The sequence below is a fragment of the Comamonas testosteroni genome (genome assembly GCF_000761245.1).
GTDB classification, from domain to species: Bacteria; Pseudomonadota; Gammaproteobacteria; order Burkholderiales; family Burkholderiaceae_C; genus Comamonas; species Comamonas testosteroni_C.
Genome location: NZ_AWOR01000053.1, coordinates 1 through 23,726 on the forward strand (window position 1 = coordinate 1; position 23,726 = coordinate 23,726).

Annotated in this window: 19 protein-coding genes and 3 tRNA genes; 15 read left to right on the forward strand and 7 right to left on the reverse strand. The window is 60.5% G+C overall.

Annotated features, from left to right (window positions below):
* Window positions 1-304 precede the first annotated feature (304 nt).
* The 8 genes from P353_RS15740 to P353_RS15775 all read left to right on the forward strand — a co-directional run bounded on the left by P353_RS15740 (window position 305) and on the right by P353_RS15775 (window position 7,493).
* Window positions 305-703 carry a hypothetical protein gene (locus P353_RS15740; RefSeq protein WP_003080339.1) on the forward strand — a complete coding sequence of 133 codons (399 nt, stop codon included), beginning with the start codon at window positions 305-307 and terminating at the stop codon, window positions 701-703.
* A gap of 330 nt (window positions 704-1,033) precedes the next feature.
* Complete coding sequence (locus P353_RS15745) at window positions 1,034-2,320, forward strand: TolC family protein (RefSeq protein WP_034371420.1); 1,287 nt, start codon at window positions 1,034-1,036, stop codon at window positions 2,318-2,320.
* Window positions 2,321-2,366: 46 nt separating this feature from the next.
* Window positions 2,367-3,575, forward strand: a complete 1,209-nt coding sequence (locus tag P353_RS15750; protein WP_034371335.1) for an efflux RND transporter periplasmic adaptor subunit — start codon at window positions 2,367-2,369, stop codon at window positions 3,573-3,575.
* Window positions 3,576-3,579: 4 nt separating this feature from the next.
* Entirely contained in the window at window positions 3,580-6,669 is a 3,090-nt protein-coding gene (locus tag P353_RS15755) for an efflux RND transporter permease subunit (RefSeq protein WP_034371337.1), read from the forward strand.
* Window positions 6,670-6,689: 20 nt separating this feature from the next.
* The gene (locus tag P353_RS15760) at window positions 6,690-7,025 is read left to right on the forward strand and encodes a P-II family nitrogen regulator (RefSeq protein ID WP_034371339.1); all 336 of its coding nucleotides are present in this window, start codon (window positions 6,690-6,692) and stop codon (window positions 7,023-7,025) included.
* 148 nt (window positions 7,026-7,173) lie between these two features.
* A tRNA-Ala gene (locus P353_RS15765) sits at window positions 7,174-7,249 on the forward strand.
* A 43-nt stretch (window positions 7,250-7,292) separates the two neighbouring features.
* A tRNA-Glu gene (locus tag P353_RS15770) sits at window positions 7,293-7,368 on the forward strand.
* A gap of 48 nt (window positions 7,369-7,416) precedes the next feature.
* Window positions 7,417-7,493: transfer RNA gene (locus P353_RS15775), tRNA-Asp, on the forward strand.
* A gap of 94 nt (window positions 7,494-7,587) precedes the next feature.
* On the opposite strand, the gene P353_RS15780 is transcribed toward P353_RS15775, so the two are convergent.
* Together P353_RS15780 and P353_RS15785 are read right to left on the reverse strand one after the other, a co-directional pair.
* The gene (locus P353_RS15780) at window positions 7,588-8,346 is read right to left on the reverse strand and encodes a 3-hydroxyacyl-CoA dehydrogenase (protein WP_003057163.1); all 759 of its coding nucleotides are present in this window, start codon (window positions 8,344-8,346) and stop codon (window positions 7,588-7,590) included.
* A 272-nt stretch (window positions 8,347-8,618) separates the two neighbouring features.
* Window positions 8,619-9,167: a phasin family protein gene (locus P353_RS15785; RefSeq protein ID WP_003057161.1), complete on the reverse strand. Its 549-nt coding sequence runs from the start codon at window positions 9,165-9,167 to the stop codon at window positions 8,619-8,621.
* Window positions 9,168-9,518: 351 nt separating this feature from the next.
* Here P353_RS15785 and P353_RS15790 point away from each other — a divergent pair, with 351 nt between their 5' ends.
* The 7 genes from P353_RS15790 (at window position 9,519) to P353_RS15820 (ending at window position 17,629) form a co-directional block, all read left to right on the forward strand.
* Complete coding sequence (locus P353_RS15790) at window positions 9,519-9,998, forward strand: acyl-CoA thioesterase (RefSeq protein WP_034371423.1); 480 nt, start codon at window positions 9,519-9,521, stop codon at window positions 9,996-9,998.
* Between the two features lie 228 nt (window positions 9,999-10,226).
* The gene (gene pncB / locus P353_RS15795; RefSeq protein ID WP_034371341.1) at window positions 10,227-11,462 is read left to right on the forward strand and encodes a nicotinate phosphoribosyltransferase; all 1,236 of its coding nucleotides are present in this window, start codon (window positions 10,227-10,229) and stop codon (window positions 11,460-11,462) included.
* Window positions 11,463-11,544: 82 nt separating this feature from the next.
* Complete coding sequence (locus tag P353_RS15800) at window positions 11,545-12,963, forward strand: sodium:proton antiporter (protein ID WP_034371343.1); 1,419 nt, start codon at window positions 11,545-11,547, stop codon at window positions 12,961-12,963.
* Window positions 12,964-13,027: 64 nt separating this feature from the next.
* The gene (locus P353_RS15805; RefSeq protein WP_034371345.1) at window positions 13,028-14,005 is read left to right on the forward strand and encodes a 2-hydroxyacid dehydrogenase; all 978 of its coding nucleotides are present in this window, start codon (window positions 13,028-13,030) and stop codon (window positions 14,003-14,005) included.
* 139 nt (window positions 14,006-14,144) lie between these two features.
* Window positions 14,145-14,552 carry a tautomerase family protein gene (locus tag P353_RS15810; protein WP_034371348.1) on the forward strand — a complete coding sequence of 136 codons (408 nt, stop codon included), beginning with the start codon at window positions 14,145-14,147 and terminating at the stop codon, window positions 14,550-14,552.
* 276 nt (window positions 14,553-14,828) lie between these two features.
* Window positions 14,829-16,439, forward strand: a complete 1,611-nt coding sequence (gene rmuC / locus P353_RS15815; protein ID WP_034371426.1) for a DNA recombination protein RmuC — start codon at window positions 14,829-14,831, stop codon at window positions 16,437-16,439.
* Complete coding sequence (locus tag P353_RS15820; RefSeq protein WP_034371350.1) at window positions 16,436-17,629, forward strand: MFS transporter; 1,194 nt, start codon at window positions 16,436-16,438, stop codon at window positions 17,627-17,629. The genes rmuC and P353_RS15820 overlap by 4 nt, the downstream gene beginning before the upstream one ends.
* 62 nt (window positions 17,630-17,691) lie before the next feature.
* Here the strand turns inward: P353_RS15820 and lapB are convergent, their stop codons facing one another.
* The 5 genes from lapB to P353_RS15845 all read right to left on the reverse strand — a co-directional run bounded on the left by lapB (window position 17,692) and on the right by P353_RS15845 (window position 23,667).
* A complete protein-coding gene (gene lapB, locus P353_RS15825) occupies window positions 17,692-18,849 on the reverse strand; it encodes a lipopolysaccharide assembly protein LapB (protein WP_034371353.1) in 1,158 nt (385 codons plus the stop codon).
* Entirely contained in the window at window positions 18,839-19,174 is a 336-nt protein-coding gene (locus P353_RS15830) for a LapA family protein (protein WP_034371356.1), read from the reverse strand. The genes lapB and P353_RS15830 overlap by 11 nt, the downstream gene beginning before the upstream one ends.
* Window positions 19,175-19,284: 110 nt before the next feature.
* The gene (locus P353_RS15835; protein ID WP_034371359.1) at window positions 19,285-19,605 is read right to left on the reverse strand and encodes an integration host factor subunit beta; all 321 of its coding nucleotides are present in this window, start codon (window positions 19,603-19,605) and stop codon (window positions 19,285-19,287) included.
* 109 nt (window positions 19,606-19,714) lie between these two features.
* Window positions 19,715-21,397 (reverse strand): 30S ribosomal protein S1, encoded by a 1,683-nt coding sequence (gene rpsA, locus P353_RS15840; RefSeq protein ID WP_034371361.1) that lies wholly within the window; start codon window positions 21,395-21,397, stop codon window positions 19,715-19,717.
* Between the two features lie 197 nt (window positions 21,398-21,594).
* On the reverse strand, window positions 21,595-23,667 hold the full coding sequence (locus P353_RS15845) for a bifunctional 3-phosphoshikimate 1-carboxyvinyltransferase/cytidylate kinase (protein ID WP_034371364.1): 2,073 nt from the start codon (window positions 23,665-23,667) through the stop codon (window positions 21,595-21,597).
* Window positions 23,668-23,726 lie beyond the last annotated feature (59 nt).

Sequence of the window (23,726 nt, forward strand, 5' to 3'; positions counted from 1 at the left end):
CGGGTTCGAGTCCCGTCCACTCCGCCAGATTCAAAAAGCCGCAATCAAGGAATTGGTTGCGGCTTTTTTCTTGTCTGTGACTCTCTGGCAGAGTTGATGTGCTCCTGACTTTCTAGCAAGATACCCTTGCCATGCAAGTGCTATGGCGATACGCTATCGTTCACCCTTACAGATGTTGACAAAAGTTTTTCATACGGGAACTTTTGCTGCCAATCGGTACACCATCTTGTCACCATTGGGCCTGCTTCCCGGTGACTGTCTCATTCCTTCATTGTTGTTCGTTTAACCACAGCTCTTTCGATCCATGCGCCCGGCGTCTTCCTTTCTGCTGTCGCTGCTGATGTTTGCCTCCATCATCGGGGTGCAACTCATCGCCATGTGGCCCGCGGGTTCGCAAGATGTGGTGGCCATGGCTTATGTACTCGATGCAGAGCCGCACGAATACGGTGTCGATGTGCTGCAGGAGTTCGAGGACGATGTGGAAGAGGACACGGTGGAATTTTCCATTCACCGTCCGCATCGCACTGCCGAACTCAATCCGGCGCAAGATGATCGCAATGAATTGTTTGGCCCTCCCGAAGCGGTAGCTGTAGGTGTGGCCGATGTCCGGGTGCCTCCTCAGGGGCATGTGGTGCACCCGACTTATCCCTGGCCGGAAAGCATGTTGCGTCCGCCAAGTCTCGGCCTGCCGCTGGCAGGCTAGCTCCAGTTCAGCTGACGTCATCACGTCAGAACGTTTGAGCTGGGCTTTTTAGACCCCGATACCTGCCGCCCGTCATTCCAGCGCCTGCTGGCCTGGAATGTGCTTGTCTGCAAAGCTTGGCTCTGAGACAGGTCTGGGGTGGCTTCACCTGCTCAGGTGTAACTGATCCTGCATTGCATGCGGCGGCTGCCGCATGTGCATGACGGGATTTCGACCCTTTCCTCACTTTATCTGCCCTCAAGAAGGCAGCTGTGTTCTATGTTCAATAGATCGAGAGTGCCGGCTTCTTTCCCGGCCAAGGCCAGCCAGAATTCTTCTGGCCATGCACCATTGCGCAGCCTCAAGCGCTCGGCCGTCTTCGGACTGTGCCTTGCTGCCGCTCTGGCTGCGCATGCCCAGAATGCCAGCAGCGCACCACAAATCAGCAGCACGATTTCCGATCAGGTGCAGCCCAAGCTGACCCTGACGCAACTGCTACAGACCGTGCTGGACAACAACCCTGAACTGCGCTCCGTTCAGCAGTCGAGCGTCACAGCTCAGGCGGCTGTGGTCAGCGCCGGTGCTCTGCCCAACCCCAAGCTGGAGTGGAGCCGCGGTGACAACAAGGCGCGCCTGGCATCGGCCACCCCTGGCAATGTGCAGACAATGGGGATCTCGGTCCCCATCGAAATGCCTTCCGTACGTGCTGCGCGCATAGAAGCCGCAGAAGCCGGGCAGAGAGCATCGGTGCACCAGATTGCCGCATCGCGCAATGCGCTCATTGCACAGGTCAAGCTCAAGGCCTATGAGGTGGTGCTGCGGCAGGCACAGGCACAGGCCGCCTATGACGCCGTCAAGCTGCTGGAGCAGGCTCATGAGCGGGTGCGGGTGCGTGTTTCCAGTGGTGAGGCGGCGCGCTACGAAATCATCAAGGCCGATGCCGAACTGATCAACGCGCGTCAGCAGGAGCAGTCTGCCCGTTTGCTGGCCGAGCAATCCCAGCTCACGCTCAATCGTCTGGCTGCAGGCCAGTTGCCCGGCCGCTTTGACCTGGCCCTGTCCTTGCAGGATCCGGTGGCGCAAGCCCAGTTGAAGAACATCAATTGGCAGTCCCATCCGGAACTGCTGCAGCTGCAGTCCGAGGTGGACAAGGCCGAAGCACAGAAGAACGGTGCCAAAGCCAGCCGATGGCCGGGTCTTGAGCTGCGTTATGCGCAGACCCGCGAGCCCGATATCCGCAACAACACCATCGGCGTGAGCATGCAGATTCCGCTGTTCGACCAGCGCCGTGGCCCGATTGACGAGGCCGCATCGGAAGCCGAGCGCGCACGTCTGCGCATGGATGGCCGCAGGGCCGAGCTGGAGCAGCAGATGCTGCAGGCCTGGAAGGTCATGGAGATGGCGCAGGTTCGCATCAAGGCCCTGAGCGAAGGGTCGGTGCGCGAGGCTGAATCGGCACTGCGCGTGGCCGAGGCGGCTTACCGCTACGGCGAGCGAGGCATTCTCGATGTGCTGGATGCCCAGCGCGTGCTGCGCACGGTGCGCGCCGATTTGCTGGAGGCCCGCTATCAGCTGCAGTCGGCACGGATCGAGCTGGACTTTCTGGCCGGTCGCTATGCCGAGCCTTCCTCGCTTTGAACCTTCAAAGTCAAGACCACGTTTTCGTATTTTTTGAATTCGCTTTATGTCTTCTCATCATCATTCAAGGACTGCGCGTCCTGCCTCTCTGGTTCTGGCACTGGCGCTGGCCGGGCTGACAACGTTGACCCTGACCGCCTGCGGCAAGGACGAGCAGGCGACTGCTGCAGTTGCTGCTGCCGATACCAAGGCTGAACTGGACCCCATGGAAGTGGTGGTCTCGGCCGAAATGGCAAGCAACTTCAAGACCGCTGCGGTAGCGCAGGCCGAGGTTGCATCGGTGCAGGAAATTGCCGGTCGCATTGAAGCCAACGAGCGCAAGGTCACCCGCATCGGTGCGGCCGTGACAGGCCGTGTGACCGAGGTGCTGGCCGAAACCGGCGATCGCGTCAAAACGGGTCAGACCCTGGCGCGCGTCGCCAGCCCCGAGCTGACCACGGCTCAGCTGGCCTATATGCGAGCCAGTGCCACGGCGACTTTGGCCGAGCGCTCCGTAGAGCGGGCACGTCAGCTGATTGCTGCCGACGTGATTGGCTCTGCAGAACTGCTGCGCCGTGAATCCGAAGTACAGATTGCGCGCGCAGAGCTGCGGGCAGCAGGCGATCAACTCAAGCTGATGGGGCTGTCTGCCGATGCGCTGAGCAGTTTGCGAGCCAAGGGCAGTGTGGCACCGAATGCCGCCATCACGGCTTCTGCCGCCGGCATCGTGATCGAGCGCCAGGTCAGTCAGGGTCAGGTGGCACAGCCTGGAGACCCTCTGTTCACCGTGGCTGATCTCTCCAACGTCTGGGTGGTGGGCGCCTTGCCCGAGCAGATCGCGCGCAGCGTGCAGACTGGGCAGAGCGTGCAGGTCGATGTGCCGGCGCTGGGACTGACCGTCGAGGAGACACCCATCTCGGGCAAGATCATCTACGTGGGTGACACAGTGTCCCCCGAAACCCGCACCGTGACCATCCGTACGCAGGTGGACAACAAGGATCTGGCGCTCAAGCCCCAGATGCTGGCCACCATGAAGATTCAAGGCGCGATGGAGAAAACTCTTGCGATCCCTGCGCTGGCCGTGGTCCGCGAGAACGACAAGGACCATGTCTACGTCAAGAAGGCCGAAAACCACTACCGCCTGACTCCGGTGGAGCTGGGTGCGACCAGCGCTGGTCTGCGACCTTTGATCAAGGGGCTGAGCGAAGGCACGCAGATCGTGGTCGAAGGTGCGTTCCACCTGAACAACGAGCGCAAGCGCGCAGAACTGGAGTAAGCCCATGATTGCCTCCATGATTCGTGCCGCGCTATCGCAGCGGCTGGTGGTGGTCGTGCTGGCGCTGGTGATGTGTGGATTCGGCCTGCGTGCTGCCATGAATCTGTCGGTGGACGCCTTCCCCGATGTGACCAATGTGCAGGTTCAGGTGGCCACCGAAGCTCCCGGCCGCTCGCCCGAAGAGATCGAGCGATTTGTCACCGTGCCTCTGGAAATCGCCATGACGGGCTTGCCCGGTCTGGCCGAGATGCGCTCGCTCAACAAGAGTGGTCTGTCCATCATCACGCTGGTGTTCACCGATGCGACCGATGTGTATTTTGCCCGCCAACTGGTGACGGAGCGTCTGATCGAAGTCACGCCGCGCATGCCCGAAGGCATCGTGCCGGTGCTGGGACCGGTATCCACGGGCCTGGGCGAGGTCTATCAGTACACGCTGGACCACCCCGATGATGGCAAGCGTGAGCTGACCCAGGCGGAGCTGACGGAGCGCCGCACCATCCAGGACTGGGTGGCGCGGCCCTTGCTGCGCTCCATTCCCGGCGTGGCTGAAATCAACTCCCAGGGCGGCTATGTCAAGCAGTACCAGGTGCTGGTTGATCCTGCTCGCCTGCGTCACTACAACCTGAGCGTGCGCCAGGTGGTGCAAGCCGTGGCGGACAACAATGCCAATGCCAGTGGCGGCATCCTGCCGCAGGTGACCGAGCAGTATCTGATTCGCGGCGTGGGCATGATCCGGACGCTGGACGATATCGGCAACATCGTGCTCAAGGAGCAGGGAGGAGTGCCGGTCTATGTGCGTGATGTGGCCAAGGTGCAGATCGATGCCGAGGTGCGACAGGGTGCCATCATCAAGGGCGGCTATACCGAAAGCGTCTCCGGCATCGTGCTGATGATGCGCGGAGGCAATGCCAAGGAGGTAGTGACCCGCGTGAAGGAGCGCGTGGCGGAGATCAACGCCAAGGGTATGCTGCCTGGCGGTCTGCAGATCGTTCCCTACTACGACCGTACCGATCTGGTCGATTCCGCCCTGTGGACCGTGGGCAAGGTGCTGATTGAAGGCATCTTCCTGGTGGTGGTGGTGTTGTTCATCTTCCTCGGCGATGTGCGATCCAGTCTGATCGTTGTGGCGACGCTGATCATCACGCCGCTGACGACCTTCATACTGATGAACAAATACGGCATTTCGGCCAACCTGATGTCCTTGGGAGGGTTGGCGATTGCCATCGGCCTGATGGTGGACGCGACCGTGGTGGTGGTGGAAAACGTGTTCCACAAACTGGGGCAGGCGGGTAATTCGCGCGGCGAGCGCATTCGCACCGTGCTGTCTGCCACCGTGGAAGTGGCTACACCCACCATATTCGGCATTGCCATCATCATCTTGGTGTTCCTGCCTCTGATGACGCTGCAAGGCATCGAAGGCAAGATGTTCGGCCCGCTGGCGCTGACCATCGCCATGGCTCTGGCGATCTCGCTGGCTGTGTCGCTGTTCCTGTCGCCCGTGCTGTGCTCCTACTTCCTCAAGGGCGGCGCCGATCACGATACCAAGCTGATTGGCTTCCTCAAGCGCCACTATCTGCGTTTGCTCGACGGTGCGACTGCGCGCAACCGCCTGACACTGGCTGTGGCCGTGGCTTTGCTGATCGGATCGCTGGGCCTGTTCCCGTTCTTGGGTAAGTCTTTCATGCCGACCATGAAGGAAGGTGCGCTGACACCGCAGATCAACCGCGTGCCCAGCATTTCCCTGGATGAATCCATTCGCATGGAAATGGCTGCCATGAAGGAAGTGGCACAGGTGCCTGGCGTTAAGTCCGTGGTCTCCAAGCTGGGGCGTGGCGAATCGCCGGCCGATCCTGCTGGCCCCAATGAGTCTGACCCCATCGTGCTGCTGGACCCCGAGTCCGAGCGTACCCAGGATGAGATCGACGAAGAGATTCGTCAGCGCCTGTCCAAGATTCCCGGCGTGCAGATTGTGCTGTCCCAGCCTATCTCCGAGCGTGTGGATGAAATGGTGACTGGCGTGCGCTCGCAACTGGCTGTGAAGGTGTTCGGGGACGAGCTGGAAGACCTCAAGGAAGTCTCCGAGCAGGTGGCGCGCATTCTAAAGAGCGTCTCCGGCAGTACGGACATCCGTATCGAGCGACTCTCGGGTCAGCAGGCTCTGACGGTGGATATCGACCGTAAGGCGATTGCCCGCCACGGTCTGAACGTTGCCGATGTGCAAAGTCTGCTGGAGTCCGCCATTGGCGGCAGGGACGTGACGACCTTGTATGAGGGCGAGCGTCGTTACTCGGTGGTGGTGCGTTTCCCCGAGTCCTATCGTGGATCGCCCGAAGCCATTGGCGCAACTCTGCTGACCACGGCGGCTGGCGCGCAAGTGCCGCTGAGCAGCCTGGCCAAGATCGAACTGGTCGATGGCCCTGCGCAGATCAGCCGCGAAGGTGGCAAGCGCCGCGTGGTGGTGGGCGCGAACGTGGAAGGGCGTGACCTGGCTGGCTTTGTGGCCGAGGTCGAGCAGCGCCTGGACAAGGAGGTGAAACTGCCCGACGGCTATTACTTCAAGTTCGGCGGTCAGTTCGAAAACATGGAGCGCGCCATGGGCACGCTGCAGGTGATCGTGCCGCTGACCATCGTGGCCATCTTCTTCCTGCTGTTCCTGCTGTTCAATTCCATCAAGCTGGCAAGCCTGATCATTCTGGTGCTGCCCTTTGCTTCGATTGGCGGCCTGATTGGTCTGTTTGTCACGGGTGAATATGTGAGTGTGCCGGCATCGGTGGGCTTTATTGCCCTGTGGGGTATTGCTGTGCTGAACGGCGTGGTACTTGTATCCAGCATTCGCCAACTGCGCCAGGACGGCATGGACGTGGCCGAAGCCGTGCGCGAAGGCTGTACTCAGCGCTTCCGCCCTGTGATGATGACCGCAACCGTGGCTTTGCTGGGACTGGTGCCATTCCTGTTTGCGACAGGTCCCGGCTCCGAGGTTCAGCGTCCCTTGGCTATTGTGGTGATCGGTGGTTTGATTACCTCGACTTTGTTGACGCTGGTGGTGCTGCCTACGCTGTACCGCTGGTTTGACGAGAAGCCGACCGAGGCTTGATTTGAGAAAGGAGTGATCCGATGACGATGAAAGAAATCCGCGCCATCGTGCGTCCCAGCCGGCTGGAGCGTCTGCGCACCGAGCTGCGTGCGATTCCGAATTTTCCCGGCGTGACGATTTTCAAGGCCGAGGGCTTTACGGCCCCCGCGGCAGTGGACAAGCGTACGGTCAAGGATGAGCTGACCGATTTTTCGGACAAGCTCATGGTCTGCGTGATCGTGGAAGAGTCCATGGTGGAGCCGATTCGTGAAGCAATCGTCGCGGCCTGCCGCACCGGGCAGATTGGCGACGGTCTGGTCTGGACAGTGGATATCGGCGAGATGCATCGCATCCGTGACGGCGGCGCCGTGAGCTGATGCAGGTTTGGCACTGAAAGAAAAAGGGATGCGCTCTGCATCCCTTTTTTCATGCTTTCGACAAAATCTTGGAAGTTTGAAAAAACTGGCGAAAACCCTGTGCTACAATTTTTGCATTGCAGCAGAGAAACACTGTTTCATTGCTTCAGGGGGTATAGCTCAGCTGGGAGAGCGCTTGCATGGCATGCAAGAGGTCATCGGTTCGATCCCGTTTACCTCCACCAAAATTTTGACGGCGAGTCGCAAGACTCGAATCGTTCTAGGATTGACCCTATCGTCTAGAGGCCTAGGACATCACCCTTTCACGGTGAGTACCGGGGTTCGAATCCCCGTAGGGTCGCCAAGTTTGAAGCGCTTGTAGCTATATAATATGTAGCAAAGCTTCCTGCCAGGAGTGGTAGTTCAGTTGGTTAGAATACCGGCCTGTCACGCCGGGGGTCGCGGGTTCGAGTCCCGTCCACTCCGCCAGATTTAAAAAGCCGCAATCAAGCAATTGATTGCGGCTTTTTCTTTGCCCGGGATCCGGAGAAAAGGCCTTGCGGCAAGGCCTTTGATTTATCCGTTATTTCGGGGCCATGCGAATGGCGCCGTCCAGGCGGATGACTTCACCATTGAGCATGTCGTTTTCCAGGATCTGCTTGACCAGCTTGGCGTAGTCCTCGGGCTTGCCCAGGCGACTGGGGAAAGGGACGCTGGCGGCCAGTGCATCCTGAACTTCCTGCGGCATGGTGAAAAGCATGGGGGTGCCGAAGATGCCGGGTGCAATCGTCATATTGCGAATGCCGCTGCGAGCCAGGTCGCGAGCAATGGGCAGCGTCATGCCGACCACGCCGCCCTTGGATGCAGAGTAGGCTGCCTGTCCGATCTGACCGTCATAGGCAGCGACGCTGGCGGTGGAAATCAGAACACCGCGCTCGCCAGTAGGCTCTGGTTCATTCTTGCTCATGGCGTCCGCCGCCAGTCGAATCATGTTGAAAGTGCCGACCAGGTTGACCATGATGGTCTTGGTATAGACGGCCAGGCTGTGCGGGCCGCTCTTGCCTACGGTTTTCTCGGCCGGTGCAATGCCGGCGCAGTTGATCAGGCCGGCGAGTTTGCCCAGACTTGTGGCTTTGGCGACCACAGCTTGACCATCGGCCTCATTGCTGACATCGCAGCGCAGATAGACGCCGCCGATTTCGCTGGCCACGGCCTCGCCGCGCTCTGCATTCATGTCGGCAATTACGACCTTTCCGCCATTGGCGGCCAGCATGCGCGCCGTGCCTTCACCCAAGCCCGAAGCACCACCAGTCACGATGAATACGCGATCCTGAATCTGCATGAACTGTCTCCTTGTTTGATGTCTGTTGACGTTGACGTAAACGTCAATTATGCACAGAGCGGAGGAGGTGGAGACCTGAGGAAAGCGCGCATAAAAAAAAGCCCAATCGGAAAGATTGGGCTTTGAAGGGATCCATGAAACGGGGGTTTCAGGAGGATCCAAGGAGACAACTTGCGCAAGGTCGGCATCCACATCGATGCATGCCGACCTGACATGCTGGCAATTATAGGGTAAACCCTAGCAGTTTGCCAAGCACGCCAATAACCATGTGCTTAACGCTTGGCAGTGGTCGTGGCCTTGACAGCTTCGGTTGCTGTCTTGGTGGCCGCGTTGAAATTGGCTTCGGCCATGTCGGAGGCTTGCTTCACTGCCTTTTGCACGGATTCGAAAGCGTTGTTGGCGGCAGAGACGGCGCTCTTGACCATGGCCACAGCGGATTCGGAGCCGGCAGGCGCATTCTTGGTGGAGTTATCCAGCAGGGAGTTGAAGCTCTTGCGGGCTTCGGTGGATTGCACTTCCAGAGCCTTGTTGAATTCGCCGGCAGTGTTGCTGGCGATGTCATACAGATGGCGGCTGTAGGAAGCAGTCTTCTCGGCCAGAGGCTGGAACAGGCCGGCTTGCAGAGTCAGCAGTTCCTGGGCGTCCTTGACGCTGAGCACGGCTTGGGTGTGCTGGGCAGCTTCGGTCAGGGCGGCGCGCGAAGCGGTGACGTTCAGTTCCACCAGCTTTTCCACGCCTTCAAAAGCTTTGCTGGTCAGGCCGAACAGCGTTTCGAAGTGGGCTTTTTGTGCGCTCAGGATTTGGTCAGGGGTCAGGCTCATGGCAATTCTCCAAAATTACGGATCTAACAAAGGGATCGGACCGGAGGAAACTCTGCCCTGACATGGCCGCTAGCTCTGAGCTAGTTCTATGTTGCAGTGCAGCATGGGTGCATTGTGGAAGAGAATTTGCAGCAATGCAAGCTTTAATTTGTTGCGTTGCAGCAAAAAGATTAATGACTCTTTTTTTTCGATAAGTATTTGATTTTTAAAACTTTGTTATGTCTGATAACTGACAAAAAAATGCATGAATGTGCTTTTTTGATGCGCTGCGTCATGCGTTGGCGAGCGGTGACTTCCAGGCCCTGTCGCGGTGGTGCTGGCGGCGCCTGGGCAGCTTTGCACAATGGCAGCATGACTGCATCGTTATCTCATGGCAAACCTCTGCGCGCCCAGCCACAGGCGCGTGACTCCTATCCCGTGTTTCGTGAAATCAGCACCCGCTGGTCGGACAACGATGTCTACGGCCATGTGAACAACGTCATCTACTACAGCTGGTTTGATACTGCGGTCAATGCGTATCTGATAGAGCAGGGCGCGTTGGACATCCATGCTGGGCAGACGATTGGCCTGGTGATAGAGACCCAGTGCAATTACTTTGCCTCGCTGGCTTTCCCGCAAACCGTGGAAGCGGGTATTCGCGTGGCCCATCTGGGCAGCTCCAGCGTGCGCTACGAAGTGGGTCTGTTTGCCAAGGGTGCGAGCCAGTCGGCTGCAGCAGGGCATTTTGTGCACGTCTATGTCGACAGGCAGACGCGTCGGCCTGTGCCTTTGCCCGAGCCCTTACGTATGGCACTGCAGCCACTGCTGCGCGCAGAGCTGGCTGATCAATAAAAAACGATAGCTTATTGCTTATGAATATCAAGGGTTTAACGTCGATTTCCGTGATATGCCTGACGGCAATTCCGAAGCCGGCATTTGCAAGAAGCGCCAAGGGGCAGTGAGTATGGTGCAGGGTGTGGAATCGCCTACACTCGTCAGTCTCTGTTGAGGCCGGCTTAGCCTGTGTTTTGAGCCAGCCTTGTTCCATGACTGAACGGACCGCCAGGCCCACCGTCGTCCATGATCATCACCAGTCTGCTAGACACCGACCTGTACAAATTCACGATGATGCAGGTGGTGCTGCATCAGTTTCCGGGCGCGCAGGTCGAGTACCGCTTCAAATGTCGCAACCCTGGCGTGCAGCTGGCTCCGTACGTCAATGAAATCCGCGAAGAGATCCGTTCTCTGTGCAAGCTGCGCTTTCAGGATGCCGAGCTGGCCTATCTGAGTTCGCTGCGTTTCATCAAGAGCGATTTTGTCGATTTCCTGAGCCTGTTCCAGCTCAACGACAAATACATCACGGTCACGCCCCTGGCCAGCGGCGAGATCGACATCACCATCCAGGGTCCTTGGCTGCACACCATCTTGTTCGAGATCCCGGTGCTGGCCATCGTCAACGAGGTGTATTTCCGCAATACCCAGCCCGTGCCCAACTTCCTGGAAGGGCGCAAGCGCCTGGACGAGAAGATCGAGCTGCTGCAGGCGCCCGGCCTTGAGTCGCTCAAGATTGCCGATTACGGCACTCGCAGGCGCTTTTCCAGGGCCTGGCATGAAGAGGTGCTGCGCGTGCTTTGCGCCAGGCTGGGTCACTCGGGTGCGGCGCGCGTCAATGGTCAGCGCAAGGGGCAGCTGGCGGGTACCAGCAATGTGCTGTATGCGATGAAGCTGGGCCTGATCCCGCTGGGAACCTTGGCCCATGAGTATCTGCAGGCCTGTCAGTCGCTGGGCCCGCGCCTGCGCGACAGCCAGATCTTCGGCTTCGAGTCCTGGGCGCGCGAGTACCGGGGCGATCTGGGTATTGCGCTGTCCGACGTCTATGGCATGTCGGCTTTTCTGCGTGATTTCGATCTGTACTTCTGCAAGCTGTTTGACGGTGCGCGCCATGACAGCGGCGACCCGTTTGACTGGGGTGAGCGTCTGATTGCGCATTACAAGGCCAACAAGATCGATCCGCTGAGCAAGGTGTTGATCTTCAGCGATGGACTGACCATCCCTAAAACCATCGGGCTGTTCGAACGCTTCAACGGTCGCTGCCAGTTGGCTTTTGGCATCGGCACCAATTTGACCAACGATCTGGGCAATCCCCCCGAGCATGTGCCCTTGCAGATCGTGATCAAGATGACGCGCTGCAACGGCCAGCCCGTGGCAAAGCTATCGGACACACCGGGCAAGAGCATGTGTGACGATGAGAAATACCTGGCCTATCTGCGCCAGGTGTTCAGCATTGCACCGCCGGAGCCGGTTTCGCAGGCATAGAAATCAAAGAAACATTGGCGGGAGTTGTGCCTATTGCAGGGCAAAGAGCAGAGAGGATGGGCGTTTGAACAGCAAATCTTGTATGAAAGTCGCTGCGGCCACGCTGCTGACGCTGGCAGCGGCCACCGCGCAGGCCGCAGACATTGACGGCGCAGCCATGTCCGTGGCCTGGGGCCTGCCGTTTGTGGGCATGCTACTGTCGATTGCGCTGATGCCGCTGCTGTTGCCGCAGTTCTGGCATCACCATTTCGGCAAGGTCACCGCCGGCTGGGCGCTGGCCTTCCTGCTGCCTTTTGCGCTGGTCTACGGCTTGGGCGCGGCGGGCGTGAATCTGGTCCATGCCTTGCTGGCCGAGTATCTGCCGTTCGTGATCCTGCTGACCGCCTTGTACACGGTGGCTGGCGGCATCTATGTGCGTGGCAATCTGCGCGGCTCGCCTGGGCTGAACACCGCCATCCTGGCCATCGGTGCGGTGCTGGCCAGCTTCATGGGCACGACAGGGGCTTCCATGCTGCTGATCCGTCCGCTGCTGCGCGCCAACGACAACCGTCGTCATCAGGCCCATGTGGTGGTGTTCTTCATCTTTATCGTCTCTAACGCCGGGGGCGCACTGACGCCATTAGGTGATCCGCCGCTGTTTCTGGGCTTTCTGAAGGGGGTGGATTTCTTCTGGACCGTGCGCCATATCTGGGGCTCCATGCTGTTTCTCACGCTGGCGCTGCTGGCCGTTTTTTATGCGATAGACCGCAAGCTGATGGGGGAAAAGGGTGAGACCGATCTGCCCGATCCCACGCCCAGCATGGACGTGACCGGTGCACCCAGCCGTCTGGGCTTTGATGGCCGTGTGAACTTTGTTCTGCTGGCAGTGGTGGTGGCGCTGGTGCTGGTCAGCGGCATCTGGCGTACTCCTGTGGGTATCGAGATCGCCGGGACGCATGTGGGCTTGCCAGGTCTTTTGCGCGATCTGGGTTTGCTTGCCGTGGTTCTGCTTTCGCTCAAGCTCACACCCGCCCGTGTGCATCAGGCCAATGAGTTCGGCTGGGGGCCCATGCAGGAAGTGGCCAAGCTGTTTGCAGGTATTTTCCTGACCATCATTCCCGTCATCGCCATGCTCAAGGCCGGTGTCGATGGCCCGTTCGGCGCCGTGGTGCGAGCAGTTACCAATGCCGATGGCACGCCCAACCCGGCCATGTATTTCTGGGCTACGGGTCTGCTGTCCTCCTTCCTAGACAATGCGCCGACCTATTTGGTGTTCTTCAATACCGCTGGTGGAGACCCCGGGCATCTGATGACCGATATGGCGCTGACGCTGACCGCCATTTCTGCCGGTGCCGTGTTCATGGGGGCGAACACATATATTGGCAATGCGCCTAACCTCATGGTGAAGGCGATTGCCGAAGATCGTGGCGTGAAGATGCCGGGCTTTTTCGGCTACATGATCTGGTCGGTCTGCGTGCTGGTGCCGCTGCTGGCTTTGATTACCTGGATTTGGTTCCTGTAAGCCACGCATGGCTTTCCGGGCTGCGGTGCGCCGCCATCATCCATAACTTGAAGAGGAAACTACGATGAGCAACAAGCCTCGCATCCTGATCGCCCGAGCCATTTCACCCGAGGTGGTGCAACGGCTGCAGCAGCACTTTGAAGTGCAGTCCAATCAGGACGATGTGGTCTGGTCTCCGGTGGAGTTGGCGCAGCAGTTGCAGGGCAAGGAGGGCGTGCTGACCACGGGTTCGCAGCGCATCGATGCCGAGTTGCTGGCCGCCTGTCCGCAGCTCAAGATCGTGGCCAATATGGCGGTGGGCTACAACAACTTCGACGTGCCCGCGATGACGGCCGCAGGCGTGCAGGGCACGAATGCCCCCGATGTGCTGACCGAGACCACGGCCGATTTCGGCTTTGCCCTGCTGATGGCCACGGCGCGCCGCATTACCGAGAGCGAGCACTATCTGCGTGCCGGGCTCTGGAAGGACTGGCACTACGACCTATTTGCCGGTGCCGAGGTGCATGGCAGCACGCTTGGCATCCTGGGCATGGGCCGCATCGGTCAGGCGATTGCGCGTCGTGCGGCTTACGGCTTTGGCATGGAGGTGATCTATCACAACCGCTCGCGTCTGGATGCTGCACTGGAAGCCGAGTGCAAGGCCAGCTATGTCGGCAAGCAGGAGTTGCTCGAACGTGCAGACCACCTGATGCTGGTGCTGCCATTCACCCCCGAGAACCGCCACACCATAGGCGGGGCAGAAATTGCCCGGATGAAGCCCACGGCCACGCTGATCAATATTGCACGCGGCGGCATCGTGGATGATGCGGCTCTTGCCCAGGCGCTGAAAGACCGGCGCATTGCCGCAGCGGGGCTGGATGTGTTCGAGGGCGAGCCAGCCGTGCATCCCGATCTGCTGACCGTGCCGAATGTGGTGCTTACCCCCCATATAGCCAGCGCCACCAAGGGCACGCGCACGGCCATGGCGGCGCTGGCGGCAGACAATCTGATCTCCTTCTTTGCCGGCAAGGGGCCGCTGACACCCGTCAATCAGCTTGTCTGAGGCACCTCCATTAGGTCGGCTCTCGTCACATCAGTTTGAGGGTGGATGCGTGATCTGAGCGCTTTTTCGGCTTTGATAATTTCTGCCCGTCTGGCGTTTTGGCGCACAGCGGGCTTTTCTTATTTCAAGCGAGACAGCAATGCCTTTTATCCGCACCAGCGTCCACAAGGACACCACGCCCGCCCAACGTCAGGCCATCGTCAACGGGATTCATCAGGCCTTGATCGATGGCATCGGCATGCCTGCCGATGAGTTGTTCAACATGGTTGACGACTATGACGAGCAGAAGTTCTTCTTCAGCCGCACCTTCAACGGCTACCAGCGCTCGGACCGTGTGGTGGTGGTGGAGATCACCATGCGCCGTGGCCGCAGCGACGCCATGAAGCGTGCCCTCTACGCCAATATCGCCGCCAATCTGGAAAAAGAGGCGGGCGTGGCACCCAGCGATGTGTTCATCTTCACGCACGAAAACGACTACTCCGACTGGTCGGTGGGCGGCGGCAAGTTCGCCATGGCCATTGCCCAGCAGGTCGGCCCCGACGCCTGATTCTTGCGTCAACCGGTTGCAGCCTCGCTGTCGCCAAGGCTGCAACCGGAAGCGGCACTTTTGACCGCATTGAATTTTTCGTGGCTCTGAGGACTGATAATTTGCCTGCGCGCTAGTGCTTGCAAACTTCGGTCTGTAATACCCCAGGCGTAAATTCAATGGATAGTCCTGTAACGCTTTTCTGATAAGCGCTTGCAGCTATGAAAAAAAGAGTGCGAAAGGCGTGGCAAGACAGTGACTACGTGGTGGCTTGGGTTGGCGGCGCTGGCCGTATTGATGGTGGGCCTGCTTCTGATGCTGCTGTGGCGGCTACAGGGGCTGCGCCGTCAGACGGAGCTTGCTCTTGGTCCTGATGCTTTGAGGCTGCAAGCCCAGCTGTTGCAGGGGTTGCAGGCGCTGGATGTCAGGCTGCAGCAGCTCGAGCGTAGCAGCCAGAGTACGCAGATGACGGTGGCCAAGAGCGATGGCGCTCTGGATCGTGTCACCCAGCATGTACAGACCCAGTTGACCCAGGCTCAGCAGGATGCACTGGCCGCCAGACGCGAGCAGGCGGCGGCGCTGGCGTCCTTTCGTGAAGAAGTTGCCCAGCTTGCGCAGCGGCTGACGGGCGACAGCCAGCAAGCCCGCGCGGCACTGGCCCAAAGCAGTGCAGAGCAGGCAGTCCATATCCAGCAGCGCTTCGAGGCCCTGGCCGAGACGACGCGCGGCACGCTGGACTCGCTCAAGGGCGATATCCAGCAGCAGCTCACGCATATGAGTACCAATATGGGGGCTGCGCTCAAGGATCAGCTGGGCAGCAATGGCGAGCAACTGCGCCATCAGTTTGCCGTGCTGCAGGATGCGGTGAGCCAGCAGCTGGGTGCCCTGGCACAGGGCCAGCAGACCACGGCGGAGCAACTGCGCGCGACGCTCAACGAACGACTGGCCACGATTCAGAGCGACAACGCCCTCAAGCTCGACGAGATGCGCCGCACCGTCGATGAAAAGCTGCATGCCACGCTGGAGCAGCGTCTGGGCGAGTCCTTCAAGCTGGTCAGCGACCGGCTGGAGCAGGTGCACAAGGGGCTGGGCGAGATGCAGACGCTGGCGGGCAGCGTAGGAGATCTCAAGCGGGTGATGACCAACGTGAAGTCACGCGGCACCTGGGGCGAGCTGCAACTGGGCAGCATCATCGACAATGTGCTCACGCCCGAGCAGTACGCCAGAAATGTCAAGACCGTGCCTGACAGCGATGAGCTGGTCGAGTTCGCCATCCGGCTGCCGGGGCGCAACGACGAGCATCCCGTCTGGCTGCCCATCGACGCCAAATATCCGGTCGAGCATTACCAGCGCCTGCAGGATGCGCAGGACAGCGCGGATCGCGTGGGCATTGTTGCGGCAGGCAATGCCTTCGAGACATCGATTCGCGGTGAAGCCAGAAAGATTGCGAGCAAGTACGTCGCGCCGCCGCACACCACGGACTTCGCCGTCATGTATCTGCCCAGCGAGGGCCTGTTTGCCGAGGTGCTGCGCCGTCCAGGGCTGGTCGAGGCGCTGCAGAACGAGCATCGCATCGTGATTACCGGTCCCGCGAATCTGGCCGCCATGCTCAGCAGCCTGCAAATGGGCTTCAAGACGCTGGCGATCGAGAAGCGCTCCTCCGAAGTCTGGGGCGTGCTCGGTCAGGTCAAGACGGAGTTCGGCAAGTTCGGCGAGGTGGTCGAGGCCACGCGCAAGTCCATCGATGCCGCTGCACGCAAGTTCGATCAGGTAGGAGTACGCACGCGCGCCATTCAGCGCCATTTGCGCAATGTGCAGGAGCTGCCGAATGGGGCAGGGCAGGAGCAGCCCCTGTTTCCGGCCGCATCGCCTGGCGGTGATCAGACAGCCAGCGAGGACGAAGAATGAATGCGGCCCTGGTGCGCCTGATCCTCGCGCAAGTCTGTATCCACGGCACCATGACCGGAATGCGCATGGCCACGCCGCTGCTGGCGCTCAAGGAGGGCTATAGCGCGGCCGCGGTCGGCATGCTGCTGGCGCTGTTTGCACTGACCCAGGTGTTTCTGTCGCTGCCCGCGGGGCGCTATGCGGACCGTCACGGGCTCAAGCGCCCCCTCATCATCAGTGTGGTGGCCGCCAGTTCCGGAGCGGGAGTGGCCGTGCTGTTCCCGATTTACCCGGTGCTGTGCCTGAGCGCTTTGCTGACGGGCGGCGCAGCCGGCATGGCGCTCATCGCCCTGCAACGCCATGTGGGACGCATGGCGCACAACAAGGACGAGTTGCGCAAGGTCTTCAGCTGGCTGGCGATTGGCCCGGCCATTTCCAATTTTCTGGGGCCGTTTGCGGCCGGGCTGCTGATCGACTATGCAGGCGGTGAAGCGGCCAGCACCACGGGTTTCAGGGCCGCCTTCCTGCTGCTGACCCTGATGCCTCTGGCGGCCTGGTTCTGGGCAAGAACGGTGCAGGAGCTGCCGGCGCTGCAGACCGAGAGCGCGAACCAGAGGGCAACGGCCTGGGATCTGGTGCAGAACCGGGGTTTCAGGCGCTTGTTGCTGCTGAATTGGGCGCTTTCCTCTTGCTGGGATGTGCATACCTTTGTCGTGCCAATTCTGGGTCACGAGCGCGGACTGCCTGCCTCGGTGATCGGCAGCATCCTGGGTGCGTTTGCGATTGCAGCGGCCGTGATTCGCATGCTGATGCCCATCATCACGCGCCATCTGGCCGAATCGCAAGTGGTGCTGGGCGCCATGGTTGCTGCCTGCGCCTTGTTCATTGCCTACCCCTTCATGCCCGGTGCCTGGGCCATGGGCGCCTGTTCGGTCTTGTTGGGCGTGGTGCTGGGATCGGTGCAGCCCATGGTGATGAGCATGATTCATCAGATCACCCCACCCGAGCGCCATGGCGAAGCGTTAGGTCTGCGCATGATGGCCATCAACGGCTCCAGCGTGCTGATGCCGGTGCTGTTCGGCTCGCTTGGCACGGTGGTAGGAGTCTCGGCCCTGTTCTGGGCGGTGGGGGTGCTGGTCGGAGTGTCCTCGCGCCTGCCCTGGCTGATCGGTAAGCAGGATATGCCGACGGATGAGTGGGGCGGCCATTAACCGGGTTGGTCACGTGCATTAAAAAAGAGCGCCCTGGGCGCTCTTTTTTCTTTGGGAAGAGCTTACAGCTCTTCGACTCTGCGTGCCGGGTAGCTGTCCCAGCTCTGGCAGCCCGGGCAATGCCAGAAATGGGTGCGGGCTTCAAAGCCACAGGCCGCACAGCGGTAGCGGGTCAGGGGTTTGGTGGCATGGTTCAGTGCCTTCTGCACGGTGGCATGGTACTGCTCTTCGGTCAGGGTCTCGCCTTCCAGCCATTGGGCGGCCGCTACCAGGGACGACTCATGCTCCAGATGCTTCACCAGGCGCTGGCGGCCGGGCGCTGCCGCATCACCGCTTTTCTGATCGACTGCGACCAGTGCCTGCAGCAGATCCAAAGACGGTGCCTGTTCATAGTGCTTGAGCAGCAGATTGTGGGCCTCGCCCAGCGCACCCGTTGCCTCGGCCACCTCCACCAACAGGCTGGCCGCCAGGGGCAGGGCTGCGGGGCTGTTCTGTGCCAGCGCCTGAAGGCTTGACAAAGCCTGTGCAGACTGGCCCTGTCGATGCTGGAGCTGGGCCAGCTCCAGCCTGGGGCGCGGAGCTTGCGGGGCAGTCTCCAGAGCCTGCCTGAGCTGTGCAAAAGCCTTGTCGAGCTGGCCATGGGCCACCTGCGATTGCGCGTCTTCGCAAAGGTAGTGGGCCAGCCGGGTGCTGAAGTCCCCCTGACCGGCGGCCTGCATCTTGCGCACGATGGCCGCTGCCTGGGTCCAGTCGCGCGAGCGCTCGTAAATGGCCAGCAGTGCCAGGCGCGCCTCGCCTTCGTACTGCGTGCCTTCCAGGCGGTTCAGAGCCTCTTCTGCTCGGTCCAGCAGGCCGGCCTTGAGAAAGTCCTGTGCCAGTGCATGCTGGGCACGGTCCCGGTCCGGACGGGTGAGGTCGGCGCGGCTGAGCAGATGCTCGTGGACGCGCACCGCACGGTTGTATTCGCCGCGGCGGCGAAAAAGATTGCCCAGTGCAAAGTGCAGCTCGGTGGTGTCGGGGTCGTTCTGTACGGCCTCGATAAAGGCATCGATGGCCTTGTCCTGCTGCTCGTTGAGCAGAAAGTTCAGGCCTTTGAAGTACGCCTTGGGAGCCTGGCGGTTGTCGGCACGCACCTGGCGCAAATCCCAGCGGGAAGCCAGCCAGCCCAGCACAAAGGCGGCAGGCAGGCCCAGCAAAATCCAAGTCAGATTAAATTCCATGCACGTCGCCCGGCGCAATGATCGAAGAAGAGTTCTGTTCCTTCACCGCAGGTGCTGCACTGGTGGCGTTGGCTGCGGTGTTCGGTGTCTGTTGCGTGGCCTGTGCCTCGCGCGCTGCGCTGCGATGCTTGAGCCAGCGCGGCACCATGCCCAGCACTCCGACAAAAAGACCCAGCGCAAAAGCCGCCAGAACCACCAGTACCAGAGGTGCCGTCCAGGCCGTGCCAAAGAAGAAATGCACGGTGGCGTCTTGCTGGTTGTTGAGTGCGAATGCGAACAGAGTGAAAAAAATGGCTGCCTTGAGCAGCCACAGCAGGTATTTCATGCTTCCCTTTATGCGCCTTGTGTGACGGGAAGATTTTAGGCCAGCCTATGCTCGGACTGGCAAACGGACGGCATGGTCAGTCCTGAGATGGCTGACGGTGCCCATGGACTTCAGGCGGTCTGCGGCTGCTGGGCAGCGGAGTCTTCGGTCTTGAGATTGTCCACGGCTTCGCGCAAGGCCTTGCCGGGCTTGAAATGAGGAACGCGCTTGGAAGGAACCTGAACGGACTCGCCAGAGCGGGGGTTGCGGCCTATGCGGGGCTGACGGTGATTGATGGCAAAGCTGCCAAAGCCGCGAATTTCAATACGGTGACCGCGCACCAGGGCATCGCTGACGGCATCCAGAATGGTTTTGACGGCCTGCTCGGCATCACGTTGGTTGAGTTGGCCAAATTGGGCGGCAAGTTCTTCGACGAGATCGGATCGGGTCATCGGGTGGCGGAGGCTCTAGGTTGAAAACAACAACGGGCGCACAGGGCGCCCGTTGTCTTTGACGCTTAGCGGTCAGTCAGACGAGCTGGCTGACCGGCTGATGCAAGATTTACTTGTCAGCGTCCAGCTTGGCGCGCAGCAGAGCGCCCAGGCTGGTGGTACCAGCGTTTTCCTTGGAGGACTGAGCCGACAGGGAAGCCATGGCGACTTGCTGTTCAGCGTGATCCTTTTGCTTGATGGACAGCTGGATGTTGCGGCTCTTGCGATCCACGTTCACCACCACGGCAGTCACTTCGTCGCCTTCCTTCAGGACGGAACGAGCATCTTCCACGCGGTCTTGCGAGATTTCGGAAGCGCGCAGGTAGCCGATGATGTCTTCACCCAGGTCGATTTCAGCGCCCTTGGCATCCACGGTCTTGACCTTGCCGGTCACAATCTGGCCCTTGTCGTTCACGGTCACGAAGGTCGTGAAGGGATCGCTGTCCAGCTGCTTGATGCCCAGGGAGATGCGCTCGCGCTCAACGTCCACGGCCAGCACGATGGCTTCGACTTCTTGACCCTTCTTGTAGTTACGAACAGCGGCTTCGCCGGCTTCGTTCCACGACAGGTCAGACAGGTGCACCAGGCCGTCGATACCGGCAGCCAGACCCACGAACACGCCGAAGTCGGTGATGGACTTGATGGGGCCCTTCACGCGGTCGCCGCGCTTGGTGTTCTGGGCGAATTCTTGCCAGGGGTTAGCCTTGCACTGCTTCATGCCCAGGGAGATGCGACGCTTGTCTTCGTCGATTTCCAGAACCATGACTTCCACTTCGTCGCCCAGGGACACGAGCTTGGTGGGAGCGATGTTCTTGTTGGTCCAGTCCATTTCGGAAACGTGCACCAGGCCTTCGATGCCGGGTTCCAGTTCCACGAATGCGCCGTAGTCGGCAATGTTGGTGACCTTGCCGAACAGACGGGTAGCGGAGGGGTAGCGGCGAGCCACGCCCATCCAGGGATCGTCGCCCATTTGCTTCAGACCCAGGGACACGCGGTTCTTTTCGGTGTCGAACTTCAGGATCTTGGCAGTGATTTCCTGGCCGGCAGTCACCACTTCGGAGGGGTGACGCACACGGCGCCATGCCATGTCGGTGATGTGCAGCAGGCCGTCGATACCGCCCAGGTCCACGAACGCACCGTATTCGGTGATGTTCTTGACCACGCCCTGAACGATAGCGCCTTCCTTCAGGGTTTCCATCAGCTTGGCGCGCTCTTCGCCCATGGAGGCTTCCACCACAGCGCGGCGCGACAGCACCACGTTGTTGCGCTTGCGGTCCAGCTTGATGACCTTGAATTCCAGGGTCTTGTTTTCGTAGGGGGTCAGGTCCTTGATGGGACGTGTGTCGATCAGCGAACCGGGCAGGAAAGCGCGGATGCCGTTGACCAGAACGGTCAGGCCGCCCTTGACCTTGCCGGAAGTGGTGCCGGTCACGAATTCGCCGGATTCCAGAGCCTTTTCCAGCGACAGCCAGGAAGCCAGACGCTTGGCGGTGTCACGGGACAGGATGGTGTCGCCGTAGCCGTTTTCGATGGAGCCGATGGCCACGGACACGAAGTCACCCACTTGGACTTCGACTTCGCCCTGGTCGTTCTTGAACTCGTCGAGGGGCACGTAGGCTTCCGACTTCAGGCCGGCGTTCACCACCACGAAGTTGTGCTCAACGCGCACGACTTCAGCGGTGATAACTTCGCCAGGACGCATTTCGGTGCGTGTCAACGACTCTTCAAAAAGGGCGGCAAAAGATTCAGACATGTAGTTCCTTGCCCGCAACCAGGTTTCCGTCGGCACCATTGCCAAGCGTTTTTAAGGCTGATTGCGGAGGTTGTGGGTTTGAGGCCCACGGGGTTAAAGGTTAACAACCTTGCTGCCGGTCCGCGGTCTGCGAGAGCCTGGCATCAAGGGCCAACAAGCCAGATGCAGGGCTGCCCTTGAAACTTCAAGCTGAAATTTCAAGGACGGCCGAACGGCTGGCGTTCCTGCCACCACGACAGCACCTGGGCAACCACTTCTTCAATGGTCATCTCGGAGCTGTCGAGCTGCAAAGAATCCTCGGCGGGCTTGAGCGGAGCGGTGGCGCGATTCATGTCGCGGGCGTCGCGCGCCTCAAGGTCTGCCAAAAGGGTGGACATATTAGCTGAAATTCCTTTGGAAATCAACTGTTTATATCGGCGCTCGGCGCGGCACTGGGCAGACGCCCACAAATAGACCTTCAGCGGGGCGCGAGGGAAGATGACCGTACCCATGTCGCGGCCATCGGCAACCAGCCCGGGCAGTGCCTGGAAGGACAGCTGCAGATCCACCAGCGCGGTGCGCACGGCGGGCAGGGCCGATACGCGCGAGGCATTCATGCCGGCTTCTTCGCTGCGAATGGCCAGGCTGATGTCCTCCTCGCCCAGCCAGACGCGCTGCTGCGCATCGAAGCGCACGGGCATGTCCAGCGCCATCTCGGCAATGGTTTCCTCGTTCGATTCATCAAGCGTCATGCCTGCACGCGATGCGGCCAGGCCGGTGATGCGATAGAGCGCGCCGGAGTCCAGCAACTGGTAGCCCAGTGCTCTTGCGACTTCTGCGGCAATCGTGCCCTTGCCGGAGGCTGTGGGCCCGTCGATGCAGATCACGGGAATATGCTCGCGCTCGGCTTCGCTGACGGAGAACAGCGCCTCGAAATAGTCGGGGAAGGTCTTGGCCACGCATTTGGGGTCTTCGATGCGCACGGGCAGCTTGGCCGGGTTGAAGGCCGCCAGGGAGAAGCACATGGCGACGCGGTGGTCGTCATAGGTGTGGATGCTGGCTGCTTTCCAGGCGGTCTTGCCGGCAGGGGGGGTGATGCGGATGTAGTCCGCACCTTCTTCCACGGAAGCACCCAGTTTGCGCAGCTCGATCGCCATGGCGGCAATGCGGTCGGTTTCCTTGACGCGCCAGCTGGCGATATTGCGCAGCGTGGTCACGCCGTCGGCATACAGCGCCATGGTGCCCAGCGTCATGGCCGCGTCGGGGATATGGTTGCAATCGAGGTCGATGGCCTTCAGAGGCCAGCTGCCACGGCTGACCTGCAGCCAGTTGGGGCCGCTTTCGATCTGTGCACCCATGGCCTGGGCAGCCTCGATGAAGCGGATATCGCCCTGGATCGAGTCCTGGCCCACGCCCAGAATGCGGATGCTCTTGCGCTGCGTTGCATTGTCTGCATCCGCGTCATCGGTGGTGCCGGTGGCAATCGCGCCCAGCGCGATGAAGTAACTGGCCGAAGAGGCATCTGCCTCCACATGGATGGCGCCGGGCGACTGGAAGCGGCAGCCTGCGGGGATCACGAAACGTTGCCAGTTGTCGTTTTTCACGGCAATGCCGAAGCGTGCCAGCAGCTCCAGCGTGATGTGGATATAGGGCTTGGAGATCAGCTCGCCCACCACTTCGATGACGATGTCGCGCTGTGCCCCGGGGACATTGGCCAGCAGGGGCAGGGCCATCAGCAGCGAGGTCAGGAACTGGCTTGAGACATCTCCGCGCACCTTGATGGATTCGCTGCCCAGCTGGCTGAAGTCGGGCTGGCCGATCTTCAGGGGCGGAAAGCCTTCATCCTTCAGATAGTCGATCTTGCAGCCCAGCTGGCGCAGCGCATCGACCAGGTCGCCGATAGGGCGTTCGTACATGCGGGGAACGCCCGTCATCTCGAAGTCGCCGCCCAGTACCGACAGCGCCGCAGTCAGCGGGCGCATGGCCGTGCCGGCATTGCCCAGGAACAGTGTGGCCGCAGTGCCGGCCGGCAGCTGCCCGCCGATGCCGGTGACCTCAATGGCCTGGCCGGGTGTGACGGCGTCGGGGCTGATGCTGCAGCCCAGTTGCTTGAGTCCGGCCAGCATGACGCGGGTGTCGTCCGAATCCAGCAGGTCGTGAATGGTGGTGGTGCCCTGGCTCAGCGCGGCCAGCAGCAGCACGCGATTGGAGATGCTTTTGGAGCCGGGCAGGCTGACGGTGCCGTTGGCGGAGTCCAGTGCGGGCAGATCCAGAAATTCGGTGGTGAACATAAAACTCTCGTAACCCCCTGCGCAGTCTGGCTGCTTGGACACCGGGGCTGCGCGGCGGG